This window comes from Caldanaerobius polysaccharolyticus DSM 13641 (assembly GCF_000427425.1).
Taxonomy (GTDB): Bacteria; Bacillota; Thermoanaerobacteria; order Thermoanaerobacterales; family Caldanaerobiaceae; genus Caldanaerobius; species Caldanaerobius polysaccharolyticus.
In genome coordinates, this window is the sequence record NZ_KE386493.1 from 121,655 (window position 1) to 135,431 (window position 13,777).

A 13,777-nucleotide genomic window follows, 5' to 3' on the forward strand; every position below is an offset into this window, starting at 1 on the left:
GGAATGAGGTGTGGTTATGTACCGATCAGGATTTGTGACGATTATAGGTAGGACCAATGTGGGAAAGTCTACGCTTATGAACGCCTTGCTGGGCGAGAAGATCTCAATCATATCCCATAAGCCACAGACGACCCGCAATGAGATAAAGGGCATATTATCAGGAGAAGATTATCAAATTGTGTTTTTAGACACCCCAGGGCTTCATAAGCCCAAGAACAAACTAGGGGAGTTTATGATTAAGACCGCCCTTAATACGCTGGAGGAAGTGGATTGCGTATTGTTTATGGTAGAGGCGGATTCAGAGGTGGGCTCTGGAGATAAATACATAGCAGGGCTTTTAAAGGATGTAAAAACGCCTATAGTACTGGTCTTGAATAAAATTGACATGGTAGATCAGGAGGTTTTAAAGCAGAGAGTTGAGGAGTACAGCAGACTAGGGAATTTTACGGCGGTGGTGTGCATTTCCGCGCATAATGGCGTCAACCTGCAAGAATTGATTGATGTAGTAAAGAAAGTGCTTCCCGAAGGCCCCCGGTATTTTCCTGAAGATATGATTACAGATCAGCCTGAGAGGAATATTGTGTCGGAGTTGATCAGAGAGAAAATGCTTTTGCTCCTTAAAGAGGAGGTGCCTCATGGTATAGCGGTAGACGTGGAGAGCATAACGTATGTGGAGCAAAAAGATTTAGTCGAGATAAGGGCGACCGTGTACTGCGAAAAAGAATCTCACAAAATGATAATTATAGGTAAAAACGGAAGCATGATAAAGAAGATAGGCACGATGGCCAGAGAAGACATAGAGAGGCTTTTAGGTAGCAAGGTTTATTTGGATCTATGGGTTAAGGTCAAAAAAGATTGGAGAAATGACGAAAAAATCTTAAAAATATTAGGGTATCGTTGATTGACATCGCTTATATAATTTGCTAAAGTATATATTAGAAACAATAAGGCCTGCGGGAAACGAGGAACCCGATCAATTGATGCGAGAAGGGGGCCAATAGGTGCTATGAATGAGTTGTTGTGGCAGTTATTCAAGAAAACCGGTGATATACGGGTGTATATATTATATAAGAATCTGGAAAAGATTTATTATTATAAACTGAAGGAAAAGGGTTTTCGAGAAAAGGCAAAGTTATGAAAAAATTTCTAAAAACGCAGGCTGTTGTGGTTAAGTGCCAGGATTTTGGGGAAGCCGACAGATTGATTACGCTGTTGACAGGCCCTTATGGGTTGCTGCGCGCTGTGGTCAAAGGGGCACGCAAGAGCAAAAGCAGGTTGGCTTTTGGAACGCAGCTTTTGTCAAGGGGGTATTATGACCTTTATCGGGGCAAGACCTTTTACACGGTAACTCAATGTGAATCGGTAAAATCCTTTGTGAGCGTTTACAGTGACGTGAATAAATTTCCTTATGCCAGCGCTGTAGTCGAGTTGGTGACGTATGTAGGGACGGAAGGGCAACCTAATTACCCTTTGTACAGGCTGGTGGTAAGCACATTAGAAGAGCTGGACAGGTGTAAAGAAAACCTTGAGAGCTATCTGATCTACTTTGTGATGAAGGCTATAAGCATAGCTGGTTTTATGCCTGAACTGGGCTGTTGCGTCCAATGTAAATCGCCTGTTGAGGTGCCGATTTACTTCAGCATAAGAGAAGGGGGTATAGTTTGCCCCAGATGTGCTTACAATAACTTAGAAGTACAAAAGGTGGCTCCTGAAGTAATAGCGGTGTTGAGGTATGTGCTGGCGTCAAATATGAGGAACGCTAAAAACCTCGCTTTGGATGATAGCGTATCTGTTCAAATAAACAGGCTGTTGGCAGAATTTGTGAGCTATTACTTTGACAGAGAGTTTAAATCGCTAAAATTTATCGAGAAAGTGAGTGTTTGATGTGGATGTGCGTTTGGAGGATATAGATATCATTAGAGAGAGAACAGGTGTTAGCTACAGCAAAGCAAAAGAAGCGCTAGAGAAGACGGGTGGCAATGTGGTGGATGCCATTATATATCTGGAAAACGAAGGTAAAAGCACGTGGTCTGAAAACATAAGTGTAAAAGGTTCTGAATTGCTAAAAAAACTGGAGGATATAATTAAAAAAGGGAATGTGACGAAAATAAGGGTTAAAAAAGGAGATAAAGTGATAGTGGATATACCTGTGACTGTAGGGGTAATAACCACTGTGTTTTTCCCTTACCTTGCGTTGCTGGGTTCTGTTATCGCTCTGGCAGCGGAGTACACGCTTCAGATAGAGCGGCCTAGCGGGGAAATTACCTCAATAATGGTTTCGGAAAAAGACAACAAAGGAAAGATGTGACAAGCGGCTTAAATAATTTAAGCCGCTTGCTATTGTTATATATACCATGTTATAATAAAAAACAACGCACTTTTTAAGGAGGAAAAGTTGTGAGCGCTTTAAATTCAATGGACAGATTGGTGGCTTTGTGCAAATCCAGAGGCTTTGTATTTCCGGGTTCAGAGATATATGGAGGTTTGGCAAACGCGTGGGATTACGGCCCGCTGGGCGTAGAGTTAAAAAACAACATAAAAAAAGCATGGTGGAAAAAATTTATACAGGAGAACCCCTATAATGTAGGGGTGGATACAGCTATACTGATGAACCCCATGGTATGGGTGGCTTCAGGGCATGTGGGAGGATTTAGTGACCCTCTTATCGACTGCAGGAATTGCAAGGTCAGATTCAGAGCTGACAAGCTCATAGAAGACTACCTTAAAGAGCACGGGGTAGAAGGGATCACAGTGGATGGCTGGTCTGATGAGCAGATGGTGAAGTACATAAGAGAGAAAAATATACCGTGCCCCCATTGTGGCTCCAGGGATTTTACAGACATAAGGAAATTTAACCTGATGTTTAAGACGTATCAGGGAGTCACGGAGGACTCAAAAGCGGAGATATACTTAAGGCCAGAGACAGCCCAGGGCATTTTTGTGAACTTCAAAAATGTACAGAGAACGACCAGGAAGAAGATACCTTTTGGCATAGGGCAAATTGGTAAGTCCTTCAGAAACGAGATAACCCCTGGAAATTTTATATTCAGGACCAGGGAGTTTGAGCAGATGGAGCTGGAATTTTTCTGCAAGCCAGGCGAGGATATGGAGTGGTTTGAGTACTGGAAAAAGTTCTGCTACGACTGGCTGTTGTCACTGGGGATGAATGCCGAGAACATAAGGTTGAGAGATCATTCCAAAGAGGAATTATCCCATTACAGCAACGCCACCACGGATATAGAATACCTGTTCCCATTTGGGTGGGGTGAGCTGTGGGGCATAGCCGACAGAACCGATTTTGACCTTAGGCAGCATATGCAACACTCCGGAGAGGATATGTCTTACATGGACCCTGCCACCGGTGAAAAGTACATACCTTATTGTATAGAGCCATCTGTAGGCGTGGACAGGTTGGCTATGGCCTTTTTAGTGGACGCTTACAGGGAAGAGGAGCTAGAAGGGGGAGAGGTGCGCACAGTGCTCAGGTTGCACCATGCTCTAGCGCCGATTAAAGTGGCTGTGTTGCCTTTGGTGAAAAAACTCAGTGGCGAGGCCCTTAGGGTATATGAAGAGCTCAGAAGGTGGTATACAGTAGATTTTGATGAGACGGGGAGTATAGGTAGGAGGTACAGAAGGCAGGATGAGATAGGTACGCCTTATTGTGTAACGCTGGATTTTGATTCGTTAAATGACCAAAGTGTCACCGTGAGGGACAGGGATACCATGCAGCAGGTCAGAGTCCCCATAAGCGGCCTTAAGGAGTACTTTGATGAGAGGTTGACATTTTAAACCCACTGACGTGGGTTTAAATTTTTGCAGGAAAACGGCCACAGGTGTAGAAATAATATAAAAGGGGAAGGTGCTTATGAATATAAGGGAGAGGACAGAACAGATTGAAAAGATGATCCTATCTCCGTATGCTGCGTTGAGTTCTAATACCAAAGGCAGGCTTAGGGATGAGCCTAAGTGCACTATAAGGACAGAGTTTCAAAGGGATAGAGACAGGATAATACACAGCAAGGCTTTCAGGAGGTTAAAACACAAAACCCAAGTATTCATATCACCTTTGGGAGACCATTACAGGACCAGGTTGACCCATACCCTTGAAGTGGCCCAGATCGCGAGGACGATCGCAAGGGGTCTGAAGTTAAATGAGGACCTGACAGAGGCCATAGCTCTTGGCCATGATCTGGGCCATACGCCCTTCGGTCATGCTGGTGAAGCCGTTTTAAACGAGATAATGCCTGATGGTTTCAGGCATAATGAGCAGAGCCTGCGAGTGGTTGACATTCTGGAAGGAGAAAGTGGACTTAATCTTACGTGGGAAGTAAGAGACGGCATACTCAATCACACGAGAAAGGATAAGCCTTCCACGCTGGAAGGCAAGATAATACAATGGGCAGACAGGATTGCGTATATAAACCATGACATAGATGACGCGATAAGAGCTGGAATACTGAAGATAGAAGATCTGCCCGAAGAGACTATTAAGGTATTGGGGTTTTCCCATAGTGAGAGGATAAACAACATAGTGGTGGATATTATAACGCAAAGCCTTGACAAGAATGATATAATATTAAGTGACAGAATGAGGTATGCGTTGGAAGTATCTTGGAATTATATGTACGAAAATATATATATAGGATCAGAGCCGAAGAAAGAAGAAGAGAAGGCGAAAAACCTGTTGAAAGAACTGTTTTTTTATTTTGAAAAGCGACCTGAACTTATGCCTCCCGAGTATATAAAGTTGATTAATAGATATTCACTTAAGAGAGCCGTATGCGATTACATCGCTGGTATGACTGATCAGTACGCTATTCAGATGTTCAAGAAAATTTTTATACCGGATTCATGGAAGAGATGAAGGAATTTTAGAAAATATGTCGAATTATAATTTACTAGGCGCAAAGGTGATAGCCATATGGCTAAATTTTCACAGGACACCATTCAGGAGGTAATGGAGAGCAACGATATAGTTGACGTCGTTTCAAATTACGTCAATCTCAAGAGATCCGGAAGGGAATACAGGGGATTGTGCCCTTTTCACAGCGAAAAGACACCGTCGTTTTATGTCGATGAAGACAAACAGGTGTATTACTGCTTTGGATGTCAAAGCGGTGGAAATGTAATAAGTTTTATCATGAACATAGAGAATTTGAGCTTTGCGGATGCCGTCAAATTCCTTGCGGATAGAGCGGGAATAACAATAGAGGAAGAGCAAAAAGAGGATCCCAAGGCGGTTCTCTACCGCATAAACAGGGAGGCTGCGCGGTTTTACTACGAAAATTTGAAGAGTCGGCAAGGGGCGATTGCTTATAATTATTTAAAGAGCAGGGGGATCAAAGAAAGCACCATTGTAAGGTTTGGGCTTGGGTATTCGCAAAATGCCTGGGATAGCCTGTTCAAATACCTTAAAGCAAAAGGGTACAGCGAGGAGGACATGGTAAGAGCCGGGCTGGTTATAAGAGGAAAAGGCGGTACGTCATACTTTGACAGGTATAGAAACAGGGTTATGTTTCCTATAATAGACGGACGAAATAACGTAGTAGGTTTTGGGGCCAGATCTATCGATGGCAGTGCACCTAAGTACCTTAATTCGCCGGACACTGAGGTGTTTAATAAAAGTTCTGTTCTGTACGCATTGAACATCGCCAAAAGGAGCAGATCTGATCACTTTATCGTCGTGGAAGGATATATGGACGCCATATCCCTCCATCAAGCGGGTATTGATTACGCTGTGGCATCACTGGGAACGGCGTTAACTCAGAGCCACGTAGAGCTGATAAAAAGGTATAAAAACAGCGTAATAGTCGCATATGACGCAGATGCAGCGGGAGAGATGGCTACAGTTCGAGGGCTGTATTTACTGGAGAAGTCCCATCTGGACATCAGGGTATTGGAAATACCGGAGGGCAAAGACCCTGATGAATTTGTCAGGGCGGCGGGAATAGAGGCTTTTAAAAAGGCAGAGGATGCGGCTGTTCCTTTTATACAATACAGGTTAAAGATGGCTCAGAAAGGGCTTAAGTTGGACAACCCTGAAGAAAAGGCCGTATTCGTCCAAAGAGCAGCTGATGTGCTGGCAGATGTAGAAGATGAAGTGAAATTGGACGCTTACGCAAAGTATGTGGCAGAGCTGACGGGTATTGAAGAAAATATTATTAAATCACATATTTTATCAAAAGTCAAGAGCAAATATCAACAAAATAAGAATATTAAGTATATAAATGGGAATTACAGGCATAATATAGATTATGAAAAAGATAATGCTAAGGCCATTGTGCCGTTGGTAGATAAAGTGGAAGAGACGGTATTGAGCATCCTGTTAAACAGGGATGACCTGAGGGAAAAGTATATAGGGGTTATAGAGAAGGATTTGCTCAAACATCCTTTAAGCCAAAAGGTATGGGATCATTTAAAGGCTAAGACGTTGCAAAATGAAAATTTTGATATAGTAAAAATGATGGAAATTTTAAATAAAGATGATGAAATAAAGGAAGTCAGCAGGATTGCGTCCTTGAGGTTACCTGAAAGACCTGAAGATGCCCTGATGGAGGGTATTTATTTGTTAAAAAGGGAAAAGTTAAAAAGATTGATCTCAGAACTTACTGTTAATATAAACCAAAGTAAAGACATAAATATTATAAAAAAGTTACAACAGGAGGTTATGGAAATTAAAAGGGAATTATGTGATTTGGACCTAAAAAAGCTGGAAAGGAGGGGATACAATGGCTAAAAACGAGAACAGCAAAGCCGACAGCAAAATGATGAAGGTTAGAAAGCTGATACAGACAGGCAAAGAAAAGGGTTCTCTGACATATCAGGAGATAATGGATACCCTGGAGGATGTGGATATAGATGCTGATCAAATAGAAAAGTTTTATGAAACCCTGGAAACCATGGGGATAGAGATCGTGGGAGATCATCCTTTGGATGAAGGTGTGAAGGGTTTAAGCGGCGATGTGGACGATGTCATAGATATAAATGGAGTGGAAGAAGATCTGGATCTCGATCTTTCTATTCCAGATAATATAAATATAGATGACCCTGTGAGGATGTACTTAAAAGAGATAGGCAAGATACCTTTGCTGTCCCCTGAAGAAGAGATAGAGCTGGCTAAGAGGATAGAAAAAGGCGATGAAGAAGCCAAAAAGAGGCTTACAGAGGCGAACTTGCGCCTGGTGGTTTCCATTGCTAAAAAGTACGTAGGAAGAGGTATGTTGTTCCTTGACCTGATACAGGAAGGCAATCTAGGCCTTTTAAAGGCGGTGGAGAAATTCGACTATAGAAAGGGCTATAAGTTCAGCACGTACGCTACGTGGTGGATAAGGCAGGCCATAACCAGGGCTATTGCCGATCAAGCCAGGACTATAAGGATACCTGTGCACATGGTGGAGACCATCAACAAGCTCATAAGGGTATCCAGGCAGCTTCTGCAGCAGTTAGGGCGTGAGCCGTCTCCGGAGGAAATCGCAAAGGAAATGGATATGTCTGTGGATAAGGTCAGGGAAATAATGAAAATAGCGCAAGAACCTGTATCCCTGGAGACCCCCATAGGAGAAGAGGAGGACAGCCACTTAGGCGATTTTATACCAGACGAGGACATCCCTGCGCCAGCGGATGCTGCGGCATTTACCCTTTTAAAGGAGCAGCTTATGGACGTGCTGGATACTTTGACGCCTAGAGAAGAAAAGGTGTTGAGGCTGAGATTTGGCCTTGACGACGGAAGGGCGAGGACGCTAGAGGAAGTGGGAAAAGAGTTTAATGTCACCCGTGAAAGGATAAGGCAGATTGAAGCCAAAGCTTTGAGAAAGCTACGCCACCCAAGCAGAAGCAAAAAATTAAAAGATTTTCTAGAGTAGCCGGCACGATCCTCTCCGCTTTAAGGAGGGATTATGCCGGTTTTGCTATGTAAGGCATAAAAAAGTATTGACAATCCCTTGGCGAGCATGTATAATTAATTTTGTCAGTTGAAATTTCCTCAGTAGCTCAATGGTGGAGCGACCGGCTGTTAACCGGTAGGGTGTAGGTTCGAGTCCTACCTGAGGAGCAGAACAGGGCCTTTAGCTCAGTTGGTAGAGCAACCGGCTCATAACCGGTCGGTCCGGGGTTCGAGTCCCTGAAGGCCCACTAATAGGCACGTCCAGTAAAGATGTGCTTTTTTTGTGTCTTTGTGTGCTCTTGTAAAAATGTTTTTGATGTAGTATAATAAAGCATTGGAGTATACGTTTAAAATGTATACATAACTTTGAGGAAAGGGGTTTACATATGACCAAGAAGTACGTGTATTTTTTTAATGAAGGTCGCGCTGATATGCGAAACCTCTTGGGAGGTAAAGGTGCGAACCTGGCAGAAATGACCAATTTAGGTTTGCCTGTGCCTCCAGGGTTTACTGTTACTACAGAAGCATGTACTAGATATTATGAGGACGGCGAAACGATTGCTCCAGAGATCGTGGAACAGATAAATGAGAAGCTGGCTGAATTGGAAAAAGTCATGAACAAGAAATTTGGCGACATTGAAAACCCTCTCTTGGTTTCTGTTCGATCGGGTGCTAGGGTTTCAATGCCTGGTATGATGGACACCATTTTAAACCTTGGCTTAAACGACCAATCTGTGCTGGGCCTGGCCAAGAGCACCAATAACGAGCGCTTTGCTTATGACAGCTACAGAAGGTTTATTCAGATGTTTTCTGATGTGGTTAAGGGCATTGATAAAAACAAATTTGAGGCCATACTGGACGCTGTCAAAGAAGAGAACGGCGCTAAGTACGATACTGACCTAACCGCGGAAAACCTCAAAGAAGTAGTTAAGAGGTACAAAGAGCTGTATAAGAAGGAAATGGGTGTGGAGTTCCCCCAGGATCCCAAAGAGCAGCTGATGGAGGCCGTAAAAGCTGTTTTCAGGTCTTGGAATAACCCCAGGGCAATTGTCTACAGGAAAATGAACGATATACCCAGCGATTGGGGAACAGCGGTTAACGTTCAGGCTATGGTGTTTGGCAACATGGGCAATGATTCAGGAACAGGTGTTGCCTTTACCCGCAATCCGTCTACTGGAGAGAAGGCCTTGTTTGGCGAGTTCCTCATGAATGCCCAGGGTGAAGACGTGGTGGCAGGTATCAGGACGCCTCAGCCTATATCTCAGTTGCAAGAGACCCTTCCTGAAGTTTACAACCAGTTTGTAGAGATAGCTCATAAGTTAGAGAATCACTACAGGGATATGCAGGATATGGAGTTTACTGTAGAGAAGGGTAAGCTCTACATGTTGCAGACGAGAAGCGGTAAGAGGACTGCCGTGGCTGCCCTTAAGATAGCAGTAGATATGGTAAACGAAGGCCTGATAGACGAGGAAGAGGCTGTGTTGAGGGTTGATCCCAAGCAGCTGGATCAGTTGCTGCATCCTACCTTTGATGAGAAGGTGTTGAAAGAGGCTAAGCCTATAGCAAAAGGACTGCCGGCTTCTCCAGGAGCGGCTACAGGTAGGATATACTTTACTGCAGAAGAGGCTGTAAAGCACGCGAAAGCCGGAGAAAAGACCATACTGGTCAGATTGGAGACGTCCCCAGAGGATATCGAAGGTATGTACGCATCTCAAGGTATCCTCACCGGCAGGGGCGGTATGACATCCCATGCTGCGGTGGTGGCTAGGGGTATGGGCCGCTGCTGTGTGGCAGGCTGCGGAGAGCTGAACATAAACGAAGAAGGCAAATACTTTACAGTGGGAGGCAAGACCTACAGGGAAGGCGATTGGATCTCGCTGGACGGCAGTACGGGTTATGTATACGGTGAGCAGCTGCCTACGGTGGAGCCTGCGGTCACAGGTAACTTCGCCATACTTATGGGATGGGCAGACAAGGTAAGGAAGCTTAAAGTAAGGACCAATGCTGATACGCCTAGAGATGCCGCTACAGCAGTGAAATTTGGCGCAGAGGGCATAGGGCTTTGCAGAACCGAGCACATGTTCTTTGATGAAGACAGGATACCTGCCATGAGGGAGATGATAGTCTCCAAGACCGAAGAACAGAGGAGAAAGGCGCTGGCCAAGCTGTTGCCCATGCAGAAAAACGACTTTAAGCAGCTGTACGAGGCTATGGGCAGCCATCCTGTTACCATAAGGCTTATAGATCCGCCTCTGCATGAATTTGTACCCCACGAAGATGAGGACATCGCAGCGCTGGCCAAGGAAATGGGGCTGACATTTGAGGAACTGAAGGCCACAGTGGAGAGCTTAAAAGAGTTCAACCCCATGTTGGGCCACAGGGGATGCCGTCTTTCCATAACCTATCCTGAGATAGCTGAGATGCAGACAAGGGCTATAATGGAGGCAGCTATAGAGGTTAAACAGGAGAAAGGCATTGAAATAGAAGCGGAGATAATGGTACCTCTTGTAGGCGATGTTAAAGAGATCAAGTACCTGAAAGACATAATAGTTAAGGTGGCAGAGGAAGTCATAAAAGAGAAAGGCGTCAGGGTTGAATATCACGTGGGCACCATGATCGAGGTTCCTAGAGCCGCTTTAACCGCCGACAAGATCGCTCAGGAAGCAGAGTTCTTCTCCTTTGGAACCAACGACCTGACCCAGATGACCTTTGGGTTCTCCCGCGACGACGCTGGTAAGTTCTTAAACGACTACTATGATAAGAAGATATACGAGTTTGATCCTTTTGCCAAAGTGGATCAGGAAGGCGTGGGCAAACTCATGAAGATGGCTGTAGAGCTGGGCAAGGCCACAAGGCCTGACATAAGATTGGGCATATGCGGTGAGCACGGCGGAGATCCCAGCACTATTGAGTTCTGCCACAATATAGGTCTTGATTATGTATCCTGCTCACCTTACAGGGTGCCTATTGCAAGGTTGGCAGCAGCCCAGGCAGCGGTAAAAGCCAAGAGAGCTGCAAAATAACAAAGATATTTAAAGATATGGAGAGGTCTCAGACCTCTCCATACGTTTATAAAAAAGAGGACGTGTGTTATGCAGTGTAAGTTGAGCAAGAGATTGACGGCCATAGTTCAGATGGTAGATAGGTGCAAAGTAGTGGCAGAGATAGGAACAGATCACGGTAAAATCCCCGCGTATCTTGTCAGCAACGCTATAGCGCAAAAAGCTGTAGCCAGCGATATAAGCCTTCCTTCCCTTAAAAAGGCCATGGCTCTGGCTAAAAGCATGGGAATTGAGCAGCGGGTGGACTTTCGGTTGGGCGATGGCCTTGAGGTTTTAAAAGTTGGTGAGGCCGATACTATCATAATAGCGGGTATTGGCGGTGACCTTACGGTTAACATGCTGAAGGAAGGAAAAAGTGTAATACAGGATTCTATTTTGATTTTACAGCCTATGAAAGACGACGGCCTGGTGAGAAAATACCTTGTGGATACGGGATACGCTATTATAGGTGAGGATCTTGTAGAGGATCGCCATAAAATATACGCTATAATAAAGGCCCAAAAAGGGCATATGGAGGTTGAGCGCGACATCCTAATGGAGATAGGACCTATTCTTTACGCTATGAGGCATCCTCTGCTGGTACCTTATATGAAAAATAAGGTAAGGATGATAAAGGATATACTTGGTCAAAAAGAGGATGAAAAGCTTTTGCTTAAAATCCAAGAGATGGAGGGGATAATACGTGAGCTTAAGGTGTCGCGATGTGATAGAGGTCATAGAGGAGCTGGCTCCTAAGAAGCTGGCCATAGATGGTGACAATGTAGGCCTGCAAATAGGGGATCCTGATAAAGAGGTAAGGAAGGTGATGGTGGCGCTGGATGCTGTACCGGCAGTGGCACAAGAGGCCATAAAAAGAGGGGCAGATTTACTGGTGACCCATCACCCGCTTTTTTACCGCCCTGCTAAAAATTTAAGGTACGATGGACCTTTGGGTCATACAGCCAATCTTCTCATAAAAAACGACATAGCGCTGTACGCAGCCCATACCAATCTTGATTGCGCTATAGGAGGTGTTAACGACGCGCTGTGCGATGTACTGGGTATTAAAGACAGGCAGATTTTAGACCAAGGCTATACCGAAAAGCTCAAAAAGGTTGTGGTATTTGTCCCTAAAGGTTACGTGGATGCCGTAAGAGAGGCCATGTGTAAAGCCGGTGCCGGACATATAGGCAATTACAGCTATTGCTCTTTCGCAGCAGAAGGAGTGGGGACCTTTAAGCCTTTAGAGGGCACTCATCCTTTTATAGGCGAAGTGGGTAAGCTGGAGAAGGCAGAGGAATACCGCCTTGAAACTGTGGTGCCTGAGGGCAGCTTAAAAAACGTAATTGAGGCCATGCTTTCGGTTCATCCCTATGAAGAAGTGGCTTACGATGTATACCCTGAGGACATACCCTACAGGGTTTATGGCATGGGTAGGATCGGCGAGCTAGATTGCGCTATGGAACTGGGGGAGTTTGCCTGTTACGTGAAATCCAGGCTCTCTGTTCCCTTTGTGAGGGCAGTAGGGGATAAAAGCAAAAGGATAAAAAAGGTAGCTGTCTGCGGAGGCAACGGCACAGGCCTTATATCGTCAGCTATTGCTAAGGGCGCCGATGCCATGGTCACAGGGGATTTAGGATACCATCAGGCGCAGGATGTACTCTCATCGGGGTTTGCGGTAATAGACGCAGGCCATTACGGGACAGAAAAGGTGATAGTTCCGCGCCTTGCGGATTACATAAAAGAAAAATTGCACCACACCGGTTTAGAAGTGGTGCAATCGCAGGTGGACATCCAACCCTTTTCTATTTTCTAGTCAGTATCTCAGGTAGCTCCAGGTGATAAGCGTTGGCTGCTTTTAGTACCGAGATCTTGCAGCCCAAAACCGCCCACAACCCGTATCTTTTGCCGAATTCTTCCAACAGATTATTTAAAACCGATTTGCCATCGCCGACGATAGAGTGTACGTTGCCGTCATCGTCGGCGATTATGTTTAGATCGTTTAATACGGCAAAGGTCTTGTCCTTTCCTAAAATACCTAATTCCCTTTTTACCACCATCTCTATCAGATCTTTGTATGTTCCCATCATACCACGACCTTTCTCAATAATACATATAATCGCCGGGATCTAATTCTTTTAAAGCGTCTATATATTTTTGTATATCCTTGTCTATTATGGAACCGTGCTGTGGGCATATCATCTTGATGTCCAGCTTTTCGATTTTTTCCATGGCTCTGTTAAGTATTTCCTTGGATGGCATGTAATTTTCGTGAAATGCCTTCATCGCCTCTACATAGTACTTATTGGCAAAAAGGTTCCAATCATAAGAGAAAGCGCCAAATATGTCTCCTGAAAAAAGTATTTTGCTTTTTTCATCGTACGTGACGAACATCCCGGGGAAGTGACAGTAAGGGGTGAATATAAACCTCAGCACCCTTCCGCTCTTTAAAGTCAATTTCCAGTCGTTTTGATCCACGTAGTAAAATGGCGCCTTAAACCCGTAGTGGGCCATCAATATGGCAGCTCTGGAGTGGGTTACTACTACCAGGTCTTTTCTGTTTATGACTTCTTCAAATTTGGGTATGGATGCGCATAAGTCCGGATCCTGGTGGGACTCCAGTATGTAATTTATCCTCCTTATGTCGATAACAGAGACTACTTTGTTAAGCACGATTGGATAATGGGGAACAGAACCGGGTTCTATAAATACCACGTCTTCGCCGTCATCGATAATGTAAGGGTTGCAGTGCAGGCTGGCGGATTCGTCGAAATATCCTACCCAATATATACCATCATCTAACTTTACGGCTTTATTTACATCGTAATTTTCCATTTCTACCTCTCCTTTGACC

13 protein-coding genes and 2 tRNA genes are annotated in these 13,777 nt (G+C 44.6%); 13 read left to right on the forward strand and 2 right to left on the reverse strand.

The genetic code is table 11. The features are described 5' to 3' along the window. Positions 1-16: 16 nt before the first annotated feature. The 13 genes from era to CALPO_RS0100665 all read left to right on the forward strand — a co-directional run bounded on the left by era (position 17) and on the right by CALPO_RS0100665 (position 12,739). Positions 17-901, forward strand: a complete 885-nt coding sequence (gene era, locus CALPO_RS0100605) for a GTPase Era (protein WP_026485612.1) — start codon at positions 17-19, stop codon at positions 899-901. A 105-nt stretch (positions 902-1,006) separates the two neighbouring features. Beyond that, entirely contained in the window at positions 1,007-1,138 is a 132-nt protein-coding gene (locus tag CALPO_RS14535) for a YqzL family protein (RefSeq protein WP_156940107.1), read from the forward strand. Beyond that, on the forward strand, positions 1,135-1,884 hold the full coding sequence (recO, locus tag CALPO_RS0100615) for a DNA repair protein RecO (protein WP_026485613.1): 750 nt from the start codon (positions 1,135-1,137) through the stop codon (positions 1,882-1,884). Before CALPO_RS14535 ends, recO begins: the two co-directional genes overlap by 4 nt. A gap of 1 nt (position 1,885) precedes the next feature. Continuing rightward, positions 1,886-2,308 carry a DUF4342 domain-containing protein gene (locus CALPO_RS0100620; protein WP_026485614.1) on the forward strand — a complete coding sequence of 141 codons (423 nt, stop codon included), beginning with the start codon at positions 1,886-1,888 and terminating at the stop codon, positions 2,306-2,308. Positions 2,309-2,415: 107 nt separating this feature from the next. Continuing rightward, positions 2,416-3,789, forward strand: coding sequence for a glycine--tRNA ligase (locus CALPO_RS0100625; RefSeq protein WP_084295112.1), 1,374 nt, complete (start codon positions 2,416-2,418; stop codon positions 3,787-3,789). Between the two features lie 76 nt (positions 3,790-3,865). After that, on the forward strand, positions 3,866-4,864 hold the full coding sequence (locus CALPO_RS0100630; RefSeq protein WP_026485616.1) for a deoxyguanosinetriphosphate triphosphohydrolase: 999 nt from the start codon (positions 3,866-3,868) through the stop codon (positions 4,862-4,864). Between the two features lie 57 nt (positions 4,865-4,921). After that, on the forward strand, positions 4,922-6,736 hold the full coding sequence (gene dnaG / locus CALPO_RS12820) for a DNA primase (protein WP_035171813.1): 1,815 nt from the start codon (positions 4,922-4,924) through the stop codon (positions 6,734-6,736). Next, entirely contained in the window at positions 6,729-7,862 is a 1,134-nt protein-coding gene (gene rpoD / locus CALPO_RS0100640; protein ID WP_026485617.1) for an RNA polymerase sigma factor RpoD, read from the forward strand. The genes dnaG and rpoD overlap by 8 nt, the downstream gene beginning before the upstream one ends. Before the next feature lie 116 nt (positions 7,863-7,978). After that, a tRNA-Asn gene (locus CALPO_RS0100645) sits at positions 7,979-8,050 on the forward strand. Between the two features lie 7 nt (positions 8,051-8,057). Next, positions 8,058-8,130, forward strand: a tRNA-Ile gene (locus tag CALPO_RS0100650). A gap of 138 nt (positions 8,131-8,268) precedes the next feature. Next, complete coding sequence (ppdK, locus tag CALPO_RS0100655; protein ID WP_026485618.1) at positions 8,269-10,905, forward strand: pyruvate, phosphate dikinase; 2,637 nt, start codon at positions 8,269-8,271, stop codon at positions 10,903-10,905. A 69-nt stretch (positions 10,906-10,974) separates the two neighbouring features. Continuing rightward, a complete protein-coding gene (locus tag CALPO_RS0100660) occupies positions 10,975-11,679 on the forward strand; it encodes a tRNA (adenine(22)-N(1))-methyltransferase (protein WP_035171815.1) in 705 nt (234 codons plus the stop codon). Continuing rightward, complete coding sequence (locus CALPO_RS0100665; RefSeq protein ID WP_026485620.1) at positions 11,627-12,739, forward strand: Nif3-like dinuclear metal center hexameric protein; 1,113 nt, start codon at positions 11,627-11,629, stop codon at positions 12,737-12,739. Before CALPO_RS0100660 ends, CALPO_RS0100665 begins: the two co-directional genes overlap by 53 nt. On the opposite strand, the gene CALPO_RS0100670 is transcribed toward CALPO_RS0100665, so the two are convergent. Then, the gene (locus CALPO_RS0100670) at positions 12,729-13,013 is read right to left on the reverse strand and encodes a hypothetical protein (RefSeq protein ID WP_156940108.1); all 285 of its coding nucleotides are present in this window, start codon (positions 13,011-13,013) and stop codon (positions 12,729-12,731) included. The genes CALPO_RS0100665 and CALPO_RS0100670 overlap by 11 nt on opposite strands. Before the next feature lie 13 nt (positions 13,014-13,026). Continuing rightward, positions 13,027-13,758: an oxygen-binding di-iron domain-containing protein gene (locus CALPO_RS12825; protein WP_051585745.1), complete on the reverse strand. Its 732-nt coding sequence runs from the start codon at positions 13,756-13,758 to the stop codon at positions 13,027-13,029. Between the last annotated feature and the right edge of the window lie 19 nt (positions 13,759-13,777).

Coding starts and splice junctions, on each gene's coding strand:
- dnaG (WP_035171813.1), top strand. CDS start 4,922: ATGGCTAAATTTTCACAGGACACCATTCAGGAGGTAATGGAGAGCAAC.
- ppdK (WP_026485618.1), top strand. CDS start 8,269: ATGACCAAGAAGTACGTGTATTTTTTTAATGAAGGTCGCGCTGATATG.
- CALPO_RS14535 (WP_156940107.1), top strand. CDS start 1,007: ATGAATGAGTTGTTGTGGCAGTTATTCAAGAAAACCGGTGATATACGG.
- CALPO_RS0100625 (WP_084295112.1), top strand. CDS start 2,416: ATGGACAGATTGGTGGCTTTGTGCAAATCCAGAGGCTTTGTATTTCCG.
- CALPO_RS0100670 (WP_156940108.1), bottom strand. CDS start 13,013: ATGATGGGAACATACAAAGATCTGATAGAGATGGTGGTAAAAAGGGAA.
- CALPO_RS0100660 (WP_035171815.1), top strand. CDS start 10,975: ATGCAGTGTAAGTTGAGCAAGAGATTGACGGCCATAGTTCAGATGGTA.
- rpoD (WP_026485617.1), top strand. CDS start 6,729: ATGGCTAAAAACGAGAACAGCAAAGCCGACAGCAAAATGATGAAGGTT.
- era (WP_026485612.1), top strand. CDS start 17: ATGTACCGATCAGGATTTGTGACGATTATAGGTAGGACCAATGTGGGA.
- CALPO_RS12825 (WP_051585745.1), bottom strand. CDS start 13,758: ATGGAAAATTACGATGTAAATAAAGCCGTAAAGTTAGATGATGGTATA.
- recO (WP_026485613.1), top strand. CDS start 1,135: ATGAAAAAATTTCTAAAAACGCAGGCTGTTGTGGTTAAGTGCCAGGAT.
- CALPO_RS0100630 (WP_026485616.1), top strand. CDS start 3,866: ATGAATATAAGGGAGAGGACAGAACAGATTGAAAAGATGATCCTATCT.